The sequence below is a fragment of the Ruegeria sp. S84 genome (genome assembly GCF_056583445.1).
The window spans coordinates 2,284,260-2,304,147 of sequence record NZ_CM152618.1; the positions used below are offsets into that span (position 1 = coordinate 2,284,260).

Below are 19,888 nucleotides of genomic sequence, written 5' to 3' on the forward strand. Positions count from 1 at the left end.
AAAGTTAACCGGTTTCGCGCCCCGCATCGGCCTCATACGCCTCGATAATGGCGGCGACAAGCGGATGGCGGACGACATCTTTCGAGGTGAAATAGTTGAAGCTGATATTCGGGATCGTTTTCAGCAACCGTTCGGCATCCTTGAGACCCGATTGCACACCGCGCGGCAGATCAACCTGAGACCGGTCGCCGGTGATAACCATCCGGCTACCTTCACCAAGCCGAGTCAGGAACATCTTCATCTGCATCGTTGTGGCATTCTGCGCCTCGTCCAGCACCACAAATGCATTTGCCAGCGTACGACCGCGCATGAAGGCAAGCGGAGCAATCTCGATCCGCTTTTCTTCGATCAGCTTGGCAAGTTGTTTTCCGGGCAGGAAATCATTCAGCGCGTCATAAAGCGGCTGCATGTAGGGATCGACCTTATCCTTCATGTCACCGGGCAGGTAACCGAGCTTTTCACCGGCCTCGACCGCCGGACGGCTGAGAATGATGCGGTCAACGTGCCCGCCAATGAACATGGACACCCCGACCGCAACGGCCAGATAGGTTTTGCCGGTGCCCGCGGGACCAATGCCAAAGGCCAGTTCGTTGTTGAACAGCGACTGCACATAGGCCTTCTGGGCGTCGGTGCGCGGCTCGACCAGTTTTTTGCGTGTCTTGATCTCGACCGTGCCACCCTTGAACATCTCAAGCTGGTCACCATCGCGCGTGCCAGTTCCGACCTCGGAATTGCCCATGCGCAACTCGCGGTCGACATCTGCGGCTTCCACATCACGCCCACCTTCGAGCCGTGTATAGAGGGCCTGTAGAACCTCAATCGCCTGCTTTTGCGAGATCCTCGTCGCCCAGCACGACAAGCTGATTGCCGCGTCGCACAATCTGCACCGAGAGCTTCTGTTCGATATCGGTCAAGTTGCGGTCATACTCTCCGCACAAATCGATCAATAATCTGTTGTCTGGAAATTCAACAAGCGCCTCACGCTGGGGCATGTCATCTTGCGGTGGGGTCAGGGCACCGATGGCCAATCCGTTCTCCTGTCTTGGCGGTTCACCTTGAGCGTAGACAAACTGAAGAGGTAGACGCAAGCGGCAGTTTCAAAATTTGCACACCTCATGACAAATGCGCCGATGAACGCTGAAACAGCCAACTTTAAACGCCAATCGCGCGGATATCAGAATGTATAGTTCAACCCGATCCGCAGTCCGCGATAGCTTGGCGTCGATTTGGTCGAGAATGACGGACCCAGTTCGACCGTTTTTGATTCGAACTGCAGATACTCGATCTCGCCGGTGATCGACCAATTTTCGTTCAGTTTGTGTTCAGCGCCCAAGCTGGCCGAGAAACCTTGTCGGCGGTCCTCGCTCTCAAATCGGCTTGTCCCGCTTGCATCAGTTAGTGAGCCTGACGTGGTGATATCGCCGCGGACATAACCCACAGTCACGAAATAGAGGACACTGCCGCTGCGGTTGGTAAGCCCGTTCCGCAGGCGGATGGACAATACATCCGATATCGCGGACCTGCCACTGACCTCTGCCCCACCGGACCGGGAGGACGTGCTGTCATCGAGCGTGCCAAAGTCATAACCGACTTCCAGCCCATACACATAGTCGCGCCCACCTATGGCTGGCAGAATGCCGCGCCAGCCACCGCGAAAACCTGCGAAATTTCCGCTTGGCTTAAGGTCGCCCGCAGCAAACGTGTCTCCGTCGTTCACGCGCAGGCCAAACTCGTCCGAACCGCCCGAGGCATGTCCGGCGCTGACCCCCAGATAGAACGCATTGACGTCGCGCGCGAAACGCTGAGACGAGATTACGTCGGGCTCAGTGACTTCCCCGACGACATCGCCGGCCAAAGTCGGGGCAGCGCAAGATAGCAACACGACAGTCGCCGACAAAACACGGGAAAGGTTTACACTCGGAAAACGTATCCAGCTCACTACTCGTACCCTCCGCAAAGGCGGGCCGTCAGGCGGGGTCGGTGCGTTTGTCGACACCCAAAATTCGGCCCAGAAAAATCTAGCCTTCCTCGGAACATAGTTCCAAGCCATAAATCAAGGGTTAAATTTCAAGGCGAAAACCCTTTGCGGGCCGGCCACAAGGGATCAGACCAACTCACCACCCAGCGAGTTCGCACCAGACGATTTTATCCTTACCTTACGTAAGTCGCCGCTCGCGATATCAGCGTCCGCGACGTGAACCGCATGCAGATACTCGGATTTTCCAACCATCTGGCCCGGTTGCCGCCCAGTCTTTTCAAACAGGACATTAACTGTCTTTCCGACCATCGAGTCCTGAATCTCGCGCTGGTGGCGCGTGATCAACCCTTGCAAGCGCTGCAGGCGTTCATCCGCCACTTCGGCCTCGACCTGTGGCCGTTCTGCTGCAGGTGTGCCGGGTCGCGTCGAGTATTTGAAGGAATAGGCGTAGCCGTATTTGACCTCTTCGACCAAATCCAGAGTGGCCTGAAAATCCTCTTCCGTTTCTTCCGGGAAGCCCACGATGAAATCGCCGGACATCAGAATATCGGGGCGCGCTTCTCGGATACGCTCGATCAATCGCAGATAGCTTTCAGCCGTGTGGCTGCGGTTCATCCGCTTTAGAATTTTGTCCGACCCCGACTGCACCGGCAAATGCAGATATGGCATCAACTTCTCACAGGTGCCATGCGCTTCGATCAGCGCATCATCCATGTCGTTCGGGTGCGAGGTGGTAAAGCGTATGCGCTCTAGCCCGTCGACCTTGTTCAATTCCCAGATCAGACCGGCAAGGGTCATGTCTCCGTCCGGTCCAGCCCCGTGATAGGCATTGACGTTCTGCCCCAGCAGCGTGATCTCACGCACACCGCGTTCAACCAGATCGCGGGCCTCACGCAGGATGCGATCTGCCGGGCGGCTGACCTCGGCCCCGCGTGTATAGGGCACAACGCAGAAGGCACAGAACTTGTCACACCCCTCCTGCACGGTCAGGAATGCCGTCGGTCCGCGCTTGGCCTTGGGGCGGTTCTTGAGCTTTTCGAATTTGTCTTCTTCGGGGAACTCGGTATCCAGCGCCTTTTCACCCGCGCGCGTCTTCGCCTCCATCTCGGGCAGGCGATGATAGCTTTGCGGCCCCACCACCAGATCGACAAGCGGCTGGCGACGGATGATTTCCTCGCCTTCGGCCTGAGCGACGCAACCTGCGACACCGATTTTAAGTTCCGGCTTTTCCGCCTTGAGGCCCTTGAAACGGCCCAGTTCGGAATAGACTTTCTCAGCTGCCTTTTCTCGAATGTGGCAGGTATTGAGCAGGATCATATCCGCATCATCGGGCGATTTGGTCTCGACATAGCCCTGTCCGCCCAGCGCTTCGGCCATGCGTTCGCTGTCATAGACGTTCATCTGACAGCCATAGGTCTTGATAAACAGCTTTTTCGGTTCAGACATGGGTTGGCCTTTGCAGTCGCTGGGTCGGCGTCGTCTATACGTATCGAACGCCGCTTGCAATGCTGGCGCAATTACCCGAATTTGGCGGGAATTTCCAGCAAGGCGGCAACGAAACCAACGATGCAGTACGAATCCCTTGATCACCTTCTGAATTCCGATCGGTCGATCCTGAGCAAGGGACCCGTGGCACTGATATTTGCCGAAGATGATGTCGAGCTAGAAGGGACGCTGCACCATCATTTGAAGCTGGGGTTCAAATCCGTGATCACATTCCTACCCCAGGAATTCACGCTGGATGAAGCGCTGGAGGAAAGGGTTCATCGAGTGACGATGACCTGCGCGCCCAGAACCGTCGTATTTGAGGCCGTCAATCGGATCATTCAGGCGGCTCAAGGCACATGGGTATACTACTGCTACAACTCTGAATATCTGTTCTACCCTTTCTGCGAGACCCGCTCGGTCGGAGAGTTACTGGCCTTCCATTCTGAAGAACGGCGCCAGGCCATGCTGACCCATGTGATCGATCTTTATGCGAATGATCTGACGGCCTATCCAAACGGAGTGGCCCCCGATCACGCAATGCTGGACAAGACCGGATACTACGCCCACACGCGGCATGACGCATCTGGCAAGCCGCTAGAGCGGCAACTGGATATGTCCGGTGGTCTGCGCTGGCGGTTCGAAGATCATATCCCGTATGAACGACGCCGGATCGATCGGATTTCGCTGTTCAAAGCAAAACCCGATCTGAAACTTCTGCCTGATCACACTTTCAATGAGCCGGAATACAACACCTACGCCTGCCCATGGCACAACAACCTGACCGCCGCGATCTGTTCGTTCCGGGCGGCCAAAGCATTGAAGACGAACGCCGGATCGACGTTTGATATCTCCAACTTCTGCTGGAACCATTCAACTCCGTTCGAGTGGGACTCGCGCCAATTGCTGGATCTGGGCCTGATCGAATCGGGCCAGTGGTTCTAGGTTCTAACGCTGTAACAGAACTGGGAACCAGTCCTCGCGCAGCCGCTGCCCCGGCACCATTTCATGTCCCGGAAATGGCGGCGAAGTCCGGCCTGGACGCTCGACATAACGTGCATCATCACCAACCAATCGCAGCGAAAATGCCCTGCGTCGGCTATCGGAAGTATTGCCTCGGGCCCCGTGTAGCGTGCGATAGTTGAAGGCCACTGCGTCACCGGGCTCCATTTCAAATTCTACAATCTTCATCCCTTCGGCATCTGGGTCCGGAATCGGCATGTACTGGCCCTCGTCAGGGAAGAAACCTTCTTCCGAGACCCAGCGGGTAGGTAGCACTTCTTTTTCCCAGCGGTGCGAACCGGCAACGCAGCGCAAGGTCGCTTGTTTCACCGGATCCAACGGTGACCAGAAGCTGATATTCTGTTGACCATCCACAAAATAGTATGGCCCATCCTGATGCCACGGCGTTGCCATCGAGGTTCCGGGTTCCTTCACCAGAACATGGTCATGGAACATCTGCACAGATTGCGACTGCATGAGGTCGGCCGCTACTTCAGCAGCAGGAGATTTTTCGATCACTTCACGAAACTGCGGGATACGGGACCAGTTGCAATAGTCGTCAAAAAAACGGCCGGTTTCGCCATCTTTCCTGTTCTCCGAAGCATAAGGACCCGGCTCGGCCATATTCGCGGCAACCCCGGCCCGTAGGGTTTCAATATGATCGGCGAACAGGCCTTTGACCAACACAACGCCGTCCGTCTGGAAGTTGTCGATCATGGCCTGAGAAACAAGAGGGTGAGTCATCGCGGTCTCCTTAGATTTGTCGCCCGATCTGCGCATGAATAAGACATCTGTTCAAATCATATCTTTCAAATTAGGTATTAACTCTATGTTATACCTCACTCTGCGCCAGTACGAATATGTTTGCGCCATCGGCCGGCATGGCAGCCTGTCTGCTGCGGCACAACGCCTAAATGTCTCGCAACCTGCCTTGTCCAATGCGCTGACCCGGGTCGAATCACGTTTGGGATATCCACTGTTTGCCCGAAGACGGGGTGCCGCGATGGCGCTGACCCCGCAGGGCCGCAAATTCATCGAAGAGGCCGAGGCCTTGTTGAAGCGAGCTGCGCTTTTGGAACAGTCAAAGCAGCCGATAACCGGCGAGCGCCGATTGCGCCTGGGATGCTTTGTCGATCTGGCACCCTTTCTTCTGGCCCAATCTCTGCACCGCCTGCAAGAAGCTTTGCCCGACGTCGTCCTGACACACGGGGTTGAGACGTTCGAAGGCCTGATTTCCGGCCTGATCGATGGCAGATACGATTTTGCACTCACCTATGACCTCGGCATGGATGCCGGTTTTTCCTGCAAGAAGTTGTTCGACAGCACCCCACACGCACTGCTTTCACCTGATCATACACTGGCGGCGGCCAAGCAGCTAACCCTGACCGAGCTAGCGTCATATCCACTGATTCTGTCTAAAGAGGGTTTGTCTGCACAGCATGTACTCGCGCTTTTCAGACGCAAAGGTCTGAACCCCACAATCTCGCACCGAGCGGAATCATTGGAGCTTTCGCGCAGTCTGGCCGCTCATGGGGAAGGCATCGGGATAAGCTATACCAGCCCTAAAAACGGCTTCAGTTATGATCAGGTCCGCGTGATAAGCCTGCCGATCACCGATCCAGATGCAACCGAATCTGTTGTATTGGCACGGCATGGCACGGGGCCGACAGATCCAATGATCATGCAGGCTGAGCATGCGTTGGTTACGTTGTTATGTAAGGATTAGAGGTTACTTCTTCCGCAGGCGGATCACCACATCGACCGATGCGATTTCGACGCCTTCAGGAGCTTCCGGCAATTGTTGGATCACCAATTGGTCGGATGGTGCATCGCTCAGACGGCTTTCGTCTTCCCAATAGAAATGCGGATGGTCATGCGTGTTGGTGTCGAAATAGCTTTTGGACCCGTCAACAGTGATCTCTTGAAGCACCCCGGCATCGCAAAACGCCCGCAATGTGTTGTATACGGTCGCCAGCGAAACCGCGTCACCTTTGGCTTTTGCGGATTCAAACAGGCTTTCCGCTGTCACATGACGATGCAGACCGTCGCCCACAAGCAATTCGGCCAAAGCAACCCTTTGGCGCGTGGGGCGCAAACCTGCGTCAACCAACCAATTTGCAGCGATCTCACGGCTCTGAGGTGTCATGAATCCGATACCTGTGTTTTGCTGCCCTTAATATAAGTGCGCCCTGCCTGCAATTTCAAATGAAATTCATTCGCAAAGAATATTGTAGTCACAACAAGATATGGAGTGCTGGTCTTGCAGGACCTTGCATACGGGTGATAGACGAGGCCAGATGTAATAAACGGACCCAGGCAGGAGAGGCGGCAGAATGGCCCAATTCCCGAGCAGTTTTGACAAGGACGATCTGCTGAAATGCGCCCGCGGCGAACTATTTGGCCCTGGCAACGCGCAGTTGCCGGCTCCGCCGATGTTGATGATGGACCGCATTACCGAGATTTCCGGCGACGGTGGAGCGCATGGCAAGGGTCATGTGCTGGCCGAATTTGATATCACACCTGACCTTTGGTTCTTTGACTGCCATTTCCCCGGCAATCCGATCATGCCCGGCTGTCTGGGCCTGGACGGTTTGTGGCAACTGACCGGCTTCAACCTCGGCTGGCGCGGCTGGCAAGGACGTGGCATGGCCGTTGGCGTCGGAGAGGTCAAGTTGACCGGCATGGTGCGCCCGGACCGGAAGATGCTGACCTATAAGATTGATTTCAAAAAGGCGATCCAGACGCGCCGCCTGACCATGGGTGTGGCAGATGGCATCGTCGAAGCCGATGGCGAATTGATATACGACGTCAAGGATATGAAGGTCGTTCTGTCAGACGCCTGAGCCTGACCGGCCGCAATAAGGAGTACGCACATGCGTCGAGTAGTCGTCACCGGTCTGGGGGTTGTGTCCTCGATCGGGAACAATGCCGAAGAGGTGCTCGCCTCGCTCAAAGCAGGCAAATCCGGCATCGTAGCAAGCGAACAGATGGTCGAGCACGGCTTTCGCAGCCAAATCGCCGGTTCGCTGAAAATCGATGTGGCCGATCACGTGGACAAGCGGACCCTGCGGTTCATGGGTCCGGGTGCTGCCTATGCCCATATCGCGATGAATCAGGCCATCGCGGACGCCGGGCTGACCGAAGATCAGGTGGTCAATCCGCGCACAGGTCTGGTGGCCGGTTCGGGTGGACCATCGACCAGCGCGATGTTGACCGCGCACCAAACCGTGCTGAAAACCGGCGCAACCAAACGGATCGGCCCGTTTGCAGTGCCAAAGTGCATGTGTTCTACGATTTCTGCGAACTTGGCGACCGCGTTCAAAATCAAAGGTATCAACTACTCGATCACCTCGGCCTGCTCGACCTCGCTGCACTGCATCGGCAATGCGGCTGAACAGATCATGCTGGGAAAGCAGGATGTGATGTTCGCAGGTGGAGGAGAAGAGCTGGACTGGACCCTGTCCTGCCTGTTCGACGCGATGGGTGCGATGTCGTCCAAGTACAACGACACACCTGATAAAGCCTCGCGCGCATTCGATCAGAACCGCGACGGATTTGTGATTTCCGGCGGTGGCGGCATCGTGGTTCTGGAAGACCTCGAGCATGCGCTGGCGCGCGGTGCGAAAATCTATGCCGAAGTAACCGGCTATGCCGCGACATCTGATGGGCACGACATGGTGGCACCATCCGGCGAAGGCGGCGAGCGCGCGATGCGTCTGGCGCTGTCGACCGTGCCCGAAGGCCGCAAGGTCGGCTATATCAATGCCCACGGCACCTCGACCCCAGTGGGCGACGTCGGAGAAGTCGAAGCCGTACGCCGTATCTTTGGTGAAGGCAGTGTGCCTCCGATTTCATCGACAAAATCGATGACCGGTCACGCGCAAGGCGCAGCGGGGGCGCTTGAGGCGATCTTCTGCCTGCTCATGCTGGAACATGATTTCATTACTCCGTCGATCAATGTCGACACACTTGCCGACGGCATCCTGCCCGGTGAAATTGCAACTCAAGTGGTTGAAAACGCAGGCTTGGACAGCGTGATGACCAATAGCTTCGGCTTTGGCGGCACCAACGGATCCATGGTTCTGTCGAAGTATAACGGGTGAACAAGATGTCGGATATTCTCAAGGGTAAACGCGGCCTGATCATGGGCGTGGCTAATGACCGCTCTATCGCGTGGGGCATCGCCAAAGCCATGCACGAAGCGGGCGCTGAGCTGGCTTTCACCTATCAGGGCGAGGCATTTGGCAAACGGCTCGAACCGCTGGCCCAAAGCTTGGGCAGCGACTTCATGGTCGATGCGGATGTGACCGATGATGATTCACTGGATCGCGCGTTTGGCGAGTTGTCCGCCCGCTGGCCAACAATAGATTTTGTTGTCCACGCTATCGCTTATTCGGACAAGTCCGAACTGACCGGTCGATTCTTGAACACCACGCGGGCAAACTTCAAACACTCGCTGGATGTGTCGGCCTATTCGTTCATCGAAGTTGCCCGTCGCGCCTATCCGCTGATGAAGGACAATGGCGGCACGTTGTTGACCCTGACCTATCAGGGGTCGAACAAGGTTGTTCCAAACTACAATGTCATGGGCGTCGCCAAGGCTGCGCTGGAATCGGCGACGCGCTATCTGGCGAACGATCTGGGCCCCGAGGGTATTCGCGTGAACGCCATCTCGCCCGGCCCGATGAAAACATTGGCGGGTGCGGCTATTGGTGGTGCACGCAAGACCTACAAGTTCTGCGACCAGAACGCACCGATGCGTTCGAATGCCACGCTGGAGGCCGTCGGAGGCACCGCCGTTTATCTTGCGTCCGACGCCGGCAGCTATACTTCGGGTGAGATCATCCGCGTCGACGGCGGGTATCATATTCTGGGCATGCCCCAGCCAGAGGCCATGTGACTATATCTTTCCCTGCGGGTGCCAAGATTTGAACATCTTTGCCCCGCAGGGATTACGATATGAGCAAACTTGAACAGATCCTTGCGAGCAACACGCGCTCGCCAGCTTTGAAACGCAAATCAGGAAGCGGACGTGCGCGTCTTTTGCTGCTGATTCTCACATCGCTGCTGATTGCCTTTGTGTTTCTGACCCAACCGCCCGTGCGCGATGCGATTGAGCCGTTGTTGTCACATATCCCGGGCCTTTGATCCAATCAGCATCAGTTGATCGAAACGATTTCGATATCGAAGACCAGATCTTGCCCCGCTAGTGGATGATTTGCATCCAAGGTCACTGTCGCCTCATCTACCTCGACGACAGTCACTGGCAATGCCTGACCGTCAGGAGTTTGCATCTGTAACTGCGTGCCGGGTTCAAGCGGAATGTCATCCGGGATGCCTTCACGCGGGATCTGCTGCCGCATGCCCGGATTGATCGGGCCATAGGCGTCAACGCAATCGATCTCGACACGCTTCTTCTCGCCAATCTCCATGCCCGGCAGGGCAGCATCCAGACCGGGTATGATCTGCCCGGAACCAACCGCAAACTCCAACGGATCGCGCCCCTCGGAACTGTCGAAGACTTTGCCGTCCAGCAGAGTTCCGGTGTAGTGGATGCGAACCGTGTCGCCTTGTTTGATTGCGGTCATGATGGCCTCCGGCCTGAAAAGAAATGAACGGCGCAGCCTAGAGGCTGACACAGCATTGTAAACCCTGCCCTCTTTAACCCCGGAACCGGTTGTGATTACCTGCGCCCGATCAGGGGAGGATCGGATGGCTATCACCACGTGTGTATTCGACGCTTATGGTACTCTGTTTGACGTGGCCGCCGCCGCCAGGCAGGCCGCAACAGAGCCCGGATTTGAAGCGTTGGCTAGCAAATGGCCCGAGTTGGCCAATCACTGGCGTCTGAAGCAACTGCAATATACATGGTTGCGTGCTGTCGCTGATGCGCATTGTGACTTTTGGGATGTCACGCAAGATGGGCTGGATTGGGCCTTGGAAGCGGTAGGCCTTCAGGGGGATAACACCCTTCGGCAGCGTCTGCTCGATTTGTATTGGGAGTTGCAGGCCTATCCCGAGGTCCCCGATATGCTGAAGGCGCTGAAGGCCGGTGGGTTGCAGACCGCCATCCTGTCCAACGGTTCACCCCCGATGCTGAACGGGGCGGTGCAGTCTGCCGCGATCGGTGATGTGCTGGATGATGTTCTGTCGGTCGAAAGCGTGGGGGTCTTCAAACCCCATACCAGCGTATACGATCTGGTGCAGAACCGCTTCGGCTGCGCGCGCGATGAAGTGCTGTTCGTCAGCTCAAACGGGTGGGACGCTGCCGGGGCCAGTGGCTATGGATTTGTCACAGCTTGGGTCAACCGCGCTGGCGAACCAATGGACCGTCTGCCGTGGAAACCTGCACATGTGCTGCCAGACCTGACGACGATCCCTCAATTGGCAGGGCTTTGATGGCATATTTCACCACCTCGGACGGCAAACGCCTGTACTATGAAGATACCGGCACGGGCCATCCTCTGCTTTGCCTGGCCGGTTTGACGCGCAACTGCCGCGACTTTTCATTTCTTGCGCCACATATGAGTGATCTTCGTATGATTGCGATGGATTATCGCGGGCGCGGCAAGTCCGATTTTGATGCGAACTACATGAATTACAACATCCTGCGCGAGGGGCTGGATGCGGTTGAACTGCTGGATCAACTGGGCTTGAAGAAAGTGACCCTGTTGGGCACATCACGCGGGGGGCTGGTCGCCATGGCGCTGGCCGCCAGCCATCCTGACCGGCTGGCAGGTCTTATCCTGAACGACGTTGGCCCGGTGATCGAACCCGGTGGCATTGCCAAGATTATGGACTATGTCGGCAATCCCCCAAGTTCACAATCCTATGATGAGGCTGCGCAGGTCCTGCACGCGATGATGGCACCTCAGTTCCCGGGCATCGCTCAGGACGTCTGGAAACAGCAGGTAGAACATCAATACATCCAGACCGGAACCGGGCTGGAGTTGCGCTATGATCCCGCATTGCGACAAGCGTTGATCGAGCAGGCCGCCATCACCCCGGCACCGGACCTGTGGCCTTTGGTCGACGCCCTGCGTGCGATCCCCACCGGTGTGATCCGCGGCGCAAACTCTGACCTTTTAAGCGCGGCCACAGTGCAAATGATGCACGCACACCACCCCGAATTGATCTCGACCGAAGTGCCGGGCCGAGGACATGTCCCGTTCCTGAACGAGCCTCAATCCCTAGACCTGATCCGCAAGATACTGGACGCCAAATGAGCAACATAGACATGATCGAAGCCGCCGCCGAGCGGCTGAAAGGTCACGTGCGCGAGACGCCGCTTCTGTCATCACCCTTTCTGGATGAAATCGCGGGTCGCCGCGTGCTGATCAAACCCGAATGCCTGCAACACACCGGCAGCTTCAAATTTCGCGGCGCGTGGTCAGCTATTTCGGCATTGGATGAAGCGGCGCGCAACCGGGGCGTCATCGCCTATTCCTCAGGCAATCACGCGCAGGGTGTTGCCTATGCAGCGGCTCAACATGGAATCTCGTCCGTCATCGTCATGCCCTCGGATGCGCCGAAGCTGAAGATTGAAAATACCCGCGCGCTGGGCGGTGAGGTCGTCCTATATGACCGTGCCAGCGAAAGCCGCGAAGACATCGGCGAGGCATTGGCTGCCGAGCGCGGTTTGACCTTGATCCGGCCTTATGACGAACCGCTAGTGATCGCTGGCCAGGGAACAACGGGGCTGGAGCTGGCGCGTCAGGCACGGGCGTTGGGCGTGACCGAAGGTGACGTGCTGATCTGCTGTGGCGGCGGTGGGCTGACATCTGGTATTGCGCTGGCGTTAGAGCGTCACGCGCCCGGTCTGCGCCCTCGTCCATGCGAGCCTGAAGGGTTCGAAGACGTGAAACGCTCGCTAGCAAGCGGGACGATCCAAAGCAACGACGCTACTTCGGGAAACATCTGCGACGCAATCCTGACGCCACAGCCGGGGCAGATTACCTTTCCCATCCTTCAGCGGCTTTGCGGCCCTGGTCTGTCGGTATCTGAACAGGAATCACTACGCGCCATGGCCCTTGCGTTTCTGCGTCTGAAGATCGTGCTGGAACCGGGCGGAGCTGTTGCTTTAGCCTCTGCCCTGTTTCGCAAGGATCAGATTGATGGGGATGCGGTGATCGTAGTCGCCTCGGGCGGCAACGTGGATCCGCAGATCTTTGAACGGGCGTTGGAATTCCTTACCTGACAATCGCTTACAGCCGGTGCAAAATCCGGTCGTAGTCGTTTTAACCGACACCCTGAGCAGAAGGGGACGCTAAACATGCATATCGCTGACCTCAAAGATGTTCGGATACACTACCGAATTGATGGCGACGCCGCTGGCGCCCCCATCGTGTTTGCTAATTCACTGGGCACGGATATGCGGCTGTGGGACCCGATATTGCCGCTACTGCCCAAAGGCCTGCGCATCATTAGGTACGACAAACGCGGGCACGGATTGTCATCAGCACCCTCAGCGCCCTATTCCATGGGAAATCTGGTGCGCGACGCCGAGCAATTGCTGGATTATCTAGAGGTCAAGGATTGCGTATTCGTGGGTCTGTCCGTCGGTGGCATGATTGCGCAGGGTCTGGCGGTCAAGCGTATGGATCAGATCCGCGCGCTGGTGCTGTCGAATACGGCCGCCAAGATCGGCACTCCCAAGATGTGGCAGCAGCGTATGGATGCTGTCCGTGAAGGCGGGATCGAGGCACTGGCGGATGCCACCATGGATCGGTGGTTCTCGAAATCATTCCGGGCCAGCGCCGAGATGACGCTTTGGCGCAACATGATGGTCCGACAACCGGTCGATGGCTATCTGGGCTGCTGCGCTGCAATCTCTGGCACCGATTTCTATACGCCAACCAGCGGATTGCGCCTGCCGACCTTGGGGATTGCGGGCAGCGAAGACGGCTCAACCCCGCCCGATCTGGTGCGTGAAACTGTTGATCTGATCCCTGGCTCGCGCTTTGCGCTAATCCGAAAGGCAGGCCACCTGCCCTGCGTCGAGCGCCCTCAGGACTTTGCCCAATTGATTGGTGATTTTTTGACCGAGATCGGACATATTTGAAGGAGGGATTGTTGGCAGATTTCTTGCTTGTACATGGCTCGTGGCACGGTGCCTGGTGCTGGCGCGATCTGATCCCGGAATTGACCACATTCGGACATACCGCCCGCGCCATCGATATGCCAAGCCACGGCTCGGACCCGACGCCTATCCGCGATGTAACCCTTGGAACGTGCAGAGATGCCGTGCTGAAGGCTTCGACACCAAAGACCATCATCTTGGGGCACTCGTGGGGTGGATATCCCGTAAGTGCGGCTGCCGAGACCGACCCGAACGCCATGCGTGGTGTGATTTATCTAAGTGCCTATGTTCCGAAATCCGGGCTATCTATGGTCGAAATGCGCAAACGAGCCCCACGCCAACTGATCGGAAATGCCGTCGAAGTATCCGGCGACGGGTTGTCGTATTCGGTGGTACCGGATCAGGTGCACGACCTGCTTTATCACGACTGCGCGCGCGAGGTGGTTGCCTATGCATTCGCGCGCCTGTGCCCCCAGGCGATTGCACCGCAGACTACCCCCCTAGACGTCGGCGATAACTTCGCGCGCGTTCCAAAAGGGTACATCAGAACCACCGATGACCGAATCGTTCCGACCGAATATCAGGCTGAGATGGCGGGCTGTGCGGACCCTGATATGCACCTCACGATAGACAGCTCTCACTCGCCGTTTTTTTCGCATCCTGAGCATCTTGCCGGGTTGATGCACCAGATCTCGCAACGAATGTAAGCAGCCACCGTCGATGTCCCGACCCCGATACGCCGTGCGCCGATCTGTTTGGTTGTCGCACACTGAACCGATGACCCACACAATGCTTATCAATAGGTGGATTCTTTTGCGTCTACCCCACTTTGGCAGAACAACGACACATCCGTGACGGTTTCCACCTTGCAGGTCCCGCCGGGACGGGTCACCGTGATCCCGTTAGGGAGCGGGAAAACACATGCAAACCATCAAAGCAGCCGTATGCCGGGCCTTCGGCGAACCTCTGGTCATCGAAGACATCCTGATCGCACCACCCGGCATGGGCGAGGTCGAGGTCACGCTGGATGCGGTCGCGATTTGTCATTCGGACATTTCCTTTGCAAGCGGCGCGTGGGGCGGCCACTTGCCCGCGGTTTATGGGCACGAGGCGGCAGGCTTCGTTTCTGCCGTTGGCGAGGGCGCAGGGGATTTCAAACTTGGTGATCCCGTCGTGGTCACGTTGATCCGCGCCTGCGGAAGCTGTCCGTCCTGTGCCGGTGGCAAGCCCACCATTTGTGAGACACCGTATGACACGGTCAAAGGCCCGCTGCAGACTGCCGAAGGTGATGCGCTGGAACAGGCCATGGCGTGCGGGGCCTTTGCCGAAAAGGTAGTTGTCAGCCACCGACAGATCGTCCGCATACCTGAGACCCTGCCCAAGGACCTTGCCAGCCTGCTGTCTTGCGGGGTGATCACCGGTGTTGGCGCAGCGGTCAACGCCGCCCAGCTTCGCCCCGGGCAGGACGTGGTTGTCATCGGCGCCGGGGGCGTCGGCTTGAACGCAATCCAAGGCGCACGTATTGCCGGAGCTCGCCGTATCGTTGCGGTCGATATGACACAGGATAAGCTGGATATCGCAATGGAGTTCGGCGCGACCCATGGTGTTTTGGCCAACCAGAAAGAGCCGTGGAAAGCCGCCTACAAGGCGCTGGGCGGACGTGGCGCAGACGCCGTCTTGATTACAGTTGGTGCAATCCCGGCCTATGATCAGGCCCCGCGTTACCTTGGTCGGGGCGGCAAGGCGATCATGATCGGGATGCCCCATTCTGGTGACATGTCCAGCTACGAACCCGTCGTGCTGGCCGCGCTTGGCCAGGGCATGGTGGGCTCAAAAATGGGCGATGTAGTGATCCAGCGCGACATCCCGTGGATGATCGATCTGTATGAACAGGGGCGGCTGAAACTGGACGAGTTGATCTCGGGTCGCTGGACCCTGTCACAGATCAATGAGGCCATCGAAGACACCAAGTCCGGTGCGGCCAAACGCAACGTGATCTTGTTCGATCGCGACTGAACCCGCAAAAGGAACGCCCGATGAAACTGCAAGATCTCGATGTCATCGTTACTGCCCCTCCGGCCCCGGGTTGGGGTGGGCGCTATTGGATTTTGGTCAAGGTCACCACGGATACGGGCGTGATCGGTTGGGGGGAATGCTACGCGTCCTCGGTTGGTCCCGAGGCCATGACCCATGTCATTCGCGATGTATTCGAACGGCATATGCAGGGCGAAAACCCCGAGAATATCGAGTTGATGTTCCGCCGCGCCTATTCCAGCGGCTTCACTCAGCGACCAGACCTGACCGTCATGGGTGCGTTCTCAGGGCTCGAAATCGCCTGCTGGGACATTTTGGGCAAGGATCGTGATCGTCCGGTCTATGCGCTGCTGGGTGGGCGGATGAACGACCGTATCCGGGCGTACACCTATCTCTACCCACTTCCTCAGCATAACCTGACGGACTTCTGGACTTCACCTGAGCAGGCCGGAGAAAGTGCTGCTGAAATGGTCCGGCGCGGCTATACCGCCGTCAAGTTTGATCCCGCCGGGCCTTATACGATCCGCGGTGGACACATGCCCGCGATGTCCGATATCTCAATGTCGATAGCGTTTTGCAAAGCGATCCGTGAGGCAGTTGGAGACAAGGCCGATCTGCTGTTCGGTACTCATGGCCAGTTCAACACAGCCGGAGCTATACGTCTGGGCCAAGCGCTGGAACCCTTTTCGCCGCTGTGGTTCGAAGAACCCACACCCCCCGACATGATCGAGGATATGGCCCGTGTGGCGCGCACTGTCCGTATCCCTGTCGCGACCGGTGAACGGATGACAACCAAAGCGGAATTTGGCACGGTCCTGCGCGCCGGGGCCGCCGAAATCCTTCAGCCTGCGTTGGGACGCGCTGGCGGTATATGGGAGATGAAGAAAGTCGCCGCAATGGCCGAGGTTTTCAACGCCCAGATGGCACCCCATCTGTATGCGGGACCGATCGAGTGGGCGGCGAATATTCATCTGGCGGCGTCGATCCCGAACCTGCTGCTGCTTGAAAGCATCGAGACCCCATTCCACGATCAACTGATAAAGGGAAGCATCCGCGTCGAGAAGGGGTTCGTCACTCCTCCGACCGAGCCCGGCCTTGGTATCGAGGTCGATGAAGGCCTTGCCCGAGCCCATCCCTACAAAGGTGACGGGCTGCACCTACAGATGCAGGAAACCCCATGTGACTATGCAAATGGGAATGCGTTTCAAGGCGGTGCACCCGCAACCGAAGGGTAACAATCGACAGGCGAGCAAGCCGATCAGTTCGAGACATACCCCGCGATGACCTGCAACAGTTTAAAGGCTGTGGCTGCATCGTTCTCGACGACCGCCAGAAATTCCTCCTCACCGATCCGTAGGCAGGACAGTTCCGTTTCAGCCACCATGCTCAACGCCCGAGGCTCTTTTCGGATCAACCCCAGCTCTCCCACCAACGCGCCCGCACCAACCGTTGTGATCAGTTGATCGGCCTCGCCCGAACGCGGCAGGTACAATCCTGCCTCGCCCTCAAGGATGACATAGGCGCCATCGGTTGGCTGATCATCCTTCAGAAACACCACCTGGCCAGGTTTCGCTTCGAACCAGCGCGCACCAAAGGCCAGCAGTCGAAGCTGGCGACGGTCGAGCCCAGAGAACAACGGGGTCTGCTCAAGCGCACGCAATTTGCGTACCAGATCGGCAGACGCCGCACCGTCGCCGTCGACGTCGGTTGGGCCTTCACCCGTCACGACCCGGCCCTGACGGATTTCAACATACATGTCGAAAACATCTGGATTTTCGAACGCATCATTTAGATAGATTACAGTAGTTTCGGGCAGCAATTCACGCAGATTTTTATAAACTGCGACCTGTGTCTCCATATCATAGCTGGCAAGCGCGGTTTCCAGGATCAGAATATCTGGCTTTTTGATCGCAGCGCGCGTAAAGGCCAGCGGTTCGGCAAATACGGCAGGCAAGTTCTGGCCGCCAATCGAGACCGGAACATCATAGATCAGTTCCACCACCATCGGTCGCGCCCCGTTCTCGGCCAGAACATCGACGATCAGTTTGCGCGCCTCGTCGGTCCGCGCACCGCCGATCTGGCTGACCTTGCCAAACAGTGCGTTTTCCATAACCGTCAAACCGGGTGCAAAGGCATCTTCATCCAACGGGACGAATACATCGTGCAAGGGTTCCAGCAATTTGGCCGAGTGGCTGTGGCGAAGCTCAAGAATGCGGTTCTTCAGCTCATCCGAAAACGCCGGGCCAATCTGCTCGGCCGAGATCACAAATGGCACCGAAAGCAAGCTAGCCAATTGTTCGTCATCCAGCCCGTTTGCGCCTTCTTTGCGGGTTTGCTCGACCAATTCAACCGCGGCCTCGTAGGTCTGGGCCTCAAGCCCCAGCTTGCGAAACAAAGGATGATCTGTTCCATCAAGCCCAAATATCTGGCGCAGCATCTCAATTACGTCGCGTGTCAGGCTGATCAGGGTTTCATCCAACCCCAACTCGCGCAACTGGCCCAGAAACACGGTCTGCTGTGCCAGCAATTGTCGCGTCACCGGAACGCAGGGGGTGGCAAACAACAGGTTCTCAGCAACGGGTAGCGCAGGGTTATACGCGCAGCGATCGAAAATCAGCGCCTGCTGATCAAGCCCGGCCTCGCGCACCGCCTTCTGAACCCGAGGGCGCAATTCGACCAGCTTTGCTGCCAGTTCCGGGCGCTCATTCGCATCAAACACCTGCTCGGCACCGCGCTGAAACAACGCCGCGCCCGAGCCCATGCCATCGATCAGTTTCAGCCACCAATCGCGCAGCCGCGCCGTATCGTCAAAACCCGCCATTCCGGGGTCAAGCCATTCGGCGTTGAATGGATCAGCACTATTGCCTGCCCTCAGCGTCTCGGGGAAATCCGGATCCTCGGTGGACTTGGACAATGGATGTGACCGCATCGGCATCATCACATTTTCACCCAACGTGCCCTGAAACATTATGGGGCGCGAGGTTGCTAGACCTATTCGTTGGGCAACAACGCTTTGATGCAGGCCAGCCATATCGATGCCGCCGATTTCAATACGGCCAGAGGTTGGCAGTATCTCGCGGGTCAGCAACTCGGTCAGCGCATGGCGATCTTCCTCGCTGGTGGCCGAAATGCCGACCGTTTTACCTGCTGGGAACGTCAGGTCCAGATCATCCAAAACCTGATTGCCGTCGATATCACGAACCGAGACTTGATTCAGTACGATATCGCCATTCAGATGTGGACGATCCGCTGGCTCTCCGTCAAACAGGGCCTCATCAATCATTCCATCCGGTGCGAAACGATCAATCACAACATCCCATCGCAGCGACATGTCCTGCGTTTGATTATAATAGGTCAGCAGTTCTTTCCAGGGTGAGCTCAAGTCTTTGTAAGCCGCCAGCGCAGCCACCAGAGCACCCAGCGAAACAGACCCCTGCAACACCAGCAGGCCACCGACAAGGTAGAACATGAATGGCGTCAGCTGCGATATGAAGTTGTTGATGAACTTCATAAAGAACTTCTTCTGATAGATCTCAAAGCGGATGGCGAACAGCCGCCCCAGTTGGTCCGAGATCATCGCCCTCCGATATCGCCAACCGCCATTGGCGCGCAGGGTCGAAGCACCGGCAGCGTTCTCGCCAATCTGGGCAGCTAAGACGCGGACCTCTTGAATACGTTTTTTGTTCAGAAGATTGATCTGGCGTTGCAATCGCGGGATCAGCCAGGCCTGCAGCGGGATCAACGCCACCGCGGCGAGTCCGAACCAGACGCTTTGGAGAAACAGAAAGGACAGGATCGTGATCATTTGTCCGGCCTGCAGCACGGGCTGACTGATCGCATCCCCCATCAGCCCACCCATCGGTTCGCTTTCAGCGGTTATCATCGAGACCATTTCGCCCTGACTGACCCGCTCAAAATATGGTTGTGGGAAGCGAAGCGCGCGGTTGATCAACTGATAGCGAAAGCGACGCAGCATACGCTCGCTCAGAACACCCTTCATGGTGTTGATACGCATCTTCATCAGCCCGTGCGCCAGCACCGCAGCCAGAAAGGCAAAGCACAGGATCATCAGAAAAGTGGTCTGCGTCAGGCTATAACCCCAGACATCGACAATCTGACTTGTCGCGCCGATTGCGTCATTGATGATGCGCTTGGGCAGCTCCAACGTCAGGTAAAGCAAAGGAAACAAGGTCGACGTCACGGCCAGCAAAATCAACTGGTCGCGCTTCGAGTATTTCCAGATGAACTGAAAGATCGATCGTTCTATTGAACCCGCCCCTACTAACGATCCGCCGCTCAAATCACTGATT

General features: G+C 57.2%; 19 protein-coding genes and 1 pseudogene. 13 read left to right on the forward strand and 7 right to left on the reverse strand.

Annotation, left to right across the window (positions count from 1 at the left end):
* Nucleotides 1–4: 4 nt before the first annotated feature.
* The 3 genes and pseudogenes from AC1DFB_RS11495 to miaB form a co-directional block, all read right to left on the reverse strand.
* Nucleotides 5–1,028 (reverse strand): annotated as a pseudogene (locus AC1DFB_RS11495) (PhoH family protein).
* 146 nt (nucleotides 1,029–1,174) lie between these two features.
* Complete coding sequence (locus AC1DFB_RS11500) at nucleotides 1,175–1,939, reverse strand: outer membrane protein (RefSeq protein WP_480921285.1); 765 nt, start codon at nucleotides 1,937–1,939, stop codon at nucleotides 1,175–1,177.
* 165 nt (nucleotides 1,940–2,104) lie between these two features.
* The gene (miaB, locus tag AC1DFB_RS11505) at nucleotides 2,105–3,424 is read right to left on the reverse strand and encodes a tRNA (N6-isopentenyl adenosine(37)-C2)-methylthiotransferase MiaB (protein WP_480921286.1); all 1,320 of its coding nucleotides are present in this window, start codon (nucleotides 3,422–3,424) and stop codon (nucleotides 2,105–2,107) included.
* Between the two features lie 120 nt (nucleotides 3,425–3,544).
* Here miaB and AC1DFB_RS11510 point away from each other — a divergent pair, with 120 nt between their 5' ends.
* Nucleotides 3,545–4,408, forward strand: a complete 864-nt coding sequence (locus tag AC1DFB_RS11510; RefSeq protein ID WP_480885498.1) for a hypothetical protein — start codon at nucleotides 3,545–3,547, stop codon at nucleotides 4,406–4,408.
* Nucleotides 4,409–4,411: 3 nt separating this feature from the next.
* Here AC1DFB_RS11510 and AC1DFB_RS11515 read toward each other — a convergent pair whose 3' ends face one another.
* Complete coding sequence (locus AC1DFB_RS11515) at nucleotides 4,412–5,209, reverse strand: phytanoyl-CoA dioxygenase family protein (RefSeq protein WP_170397571.1); 798 nt, start codon at nucleotides 5,207–5,209, stop codon at nucleotides 4,412–4,414.
* An 85-nt stretch (nucleotides 5,210–5,294) separates the two neighbouring features.
* Between AC1DFB_RS11515 and AC1DFB_RS11520 the strand changes: the two genes are divergently transcribed.
* Nucleotides 5,295–6,191 (forward strand): LysR family transcriptional regulator, encoded by an 897-nt coding sequence (locus AC1DFB_RS11520; protein ID WP_170626511.1) that lies wholly within the window; start codon nucleotides 5,295–5,297, stop codon nucleotides 6,189–6,191.
* A 3-nt stretch (nucleotides 6,192–6,194) separates the two neighbouring features.
* Here the strand turns inward: AC1DFB_RS11520 and irrA are convergent, their stop codons facing one another.
* Nucleotides 6,195–6,611, reverse strand: coding sequence for an iron response transcriptional regulator IrrA (gene irrA, locus AC1DFB_RS11525; protein ID WP_170397577.1), 417 nt, complete (start codon nucleotides 6,609–6,611; stop codon nucleotides 6,195–6,197).
* 187 nt (nucleotides 6,612–6,798) lie between these two features.
* Here irrA and fabA point away from each other — a divergent pair, with 187 nt between their 5' ends.
* From fabA to AC1DFB_RS11545, 4 genes are read left to right on the forward strand one after another with little or no spacing between them, the layout of a single operon-like run.
* Complete coding sequence (gene fabA, locus AC1DFB_RS11530; RefSeq protein ID WP_039538618.1) at nucleotides 6,799–7,308, forward strand: bifunctional 3-hydroxydecanoyl-ACP dehydratase/trans-2-decenoyl-ACP isomerase; 510 nt, start codon at nucleotides 6,799–6,801, stop codon at nucleotides 7,306–7,308.
* Nucleotides 7,309–7,338: 30 nt separating this feature from the next.
* Nucleotides 7,339–8,568: a beta-ketoacyl-ACP synthase I gene (fabB, locus tag AC1DFB_RS11535; RefSeq protein WP_170397584.1), complete on the forward strand. Its 1,230-nt coding sequence runs from the start codon at nucleotides 7,339–7,341 to the stop codon at nucleotides 8,566–8,568.
* A 5-nt stretch (nucleotides 8,569–8,573) separates the two neighbouring features.
* Nucleotides 8,574–9,365, forward strand: a complete 792-nt coding sequence (locus AC1DFB_RS11540) for an enoyl-ACP reductase FabI (RefSeq protein ID WP_170397587.1) — start codon at nucleotides 8,574–8,576, stop codon at nucleotides 9,363–9,365.
* Between the two features lie 59 nt (nucleotides 9,366–9,424).
* A complete protein-coding gene (locus AC1DFB_RS11545; protein WP_170397589.1) occupies nucleotides 9,425–9,613 on the forward strand; it encodes a hypothetical protein in 189 nt (62 codons plus the stop codon).
* 11 nt (nucleotides 9,614–9,624) lie between these two features.
* Here AC1DFB_RS11545 and AC1DFB_RS11550 read toward each other — a convergent pair whose 3' ends face one another.
* Nucleotides 9,625–10,053, reverse strand: coding sequence for an FKBP-type peptidyl-prolyl cis-trans isomerase (locus AC1DFB_RS11550; protein WP_170397592.1), 429 nt, complete (start codon nucleotides 10,051–10,053; stop codon nucleotides 9,625–9,627).
* A 124-nt stretch (nucleotides 10,054–10,177) separates the two neighbouring features.
* Between AC1DFB_RS11550 and AC1DFB_RS11555 the strand changes: the two genes are divergently transcribed.
* The 7 genes from AC1DFB_RS11555 (at nucleotide 10,178) to AC1DFB_RS11585 (ending at nucleotide 16,813) form a co-directional block, all read left to right on the forward strand.
* Nucleotides 10,178–10,864, forward strand: a complete 687-nt coding sequence (locus tag AC1DFB_RS11555) for a haloacid dehalogenase type II (RefSeq protein ID WP_480921287.1) — start codon at nucleotides 10,178–10,180, stop codon at nucleotides 10,862–10,864.
* Complete coding sequence (locus AC1DFB_RS11560) at nucleotides 10,864–11,691, forward strand: alpha/beta fold hydrolase (protein ID WP_480921288.1); 828 nt, start codon at nucleotides 10,864–10,866, stop codon at nucleotides 11,689–11,691. The genes AC1DFB_RS11555 and AC1DFB_RS11560 overlap by 1 nt, the downstream gene beginning before the upstream one ends.
* Nucleotides 11,688–12,662 (forward strand): threonine ammonia-lyase, encoded by a 975-nt coding sequence (locus tag AC1DFB_RS11565; RefSeq protein ID WP_480921289.1) that lies wholly within the window; start codon nucleotides 11,688–11,690, stop codon nucleotides 12,660–12,662. Before AC1DFB_RS11560 ends, AC1DFB_RS11565 begins: the two co-directional genes overlap by 4 nt.
* 75 nt (nucleotides 12,663–12,737) lie before the next feature.
* A complete protein-coding gene (gene pcaD / locus AC1DFB_RS11570) occupies nucleotides 12,738–13,526 on the forward strand; it encodes a 3-oxoadipate enol-lactonase (RefSeq protein ID WP_480921290.1) in 789 nt (262 codons plus the stop codon).
* 11 nt (nucleotides 13,527–13,537) lie between these two features.
* Nucleotides 13,538–14,251: an alpha/beta fold hydrolase gene (locus tag AC1DFB_RS11575; RefSeq protein ID WP_170397608.1), complete on the forward strand. Its 714-nt coding sequence runs from the start codon at nucleotides 13,538–13,540 to the stop codon at nucleotides 14,249–14,251.
* Nucleotides 14,252–14,465: 214 nt separating this feature from the next.
* Complete coding sequence (locus AC1DFB_RS11580) at nucleotides 14,466–15,560, forward strand: Zn-dependent alcohol dehydrogenase (protein ID WP_170511497.1); 1,095 nt, start codon at nucleotides 14,466–14,468, stop codon at nucleotides 15,558–15,560.
* A gap of 20 nt (nucleotides 15,561–15,580) precedes the next feature.
* A complete protein-coding gene (locus AC1DFB_RS11585; protein WP_170511499.1) occupies nucleotides 15,581–16,813 on the forward strand; it encodes a mandelate racemase/muconate lactonizing enzyme family protein in 1,233 nt (410 codons plus the stop codon).
* A 23-nt stretch (nucleotides 16,814–16,836) separates the two neighbouring features.
* On the opposite strand, the gene AC1DFB_RS11590 is transcribed toward AC1DFB_RS11585, so the two are convergent.
* Nucleotides 16,837–19,878, reverse strand: a complete 3,042-nt coding sequence (locus tag AC1DFB_RS11590; RefSeq protein ID WP_480921291.1) for an ABC transporter transmembrane domain-containing protein — start codon at nucleotides 19,876–19,878, stop codon at nucleotides 16,837–16,839.
* Between the last annotated feature and the right edge of the window lie 10 nt (nucleotides 19,879–19,888).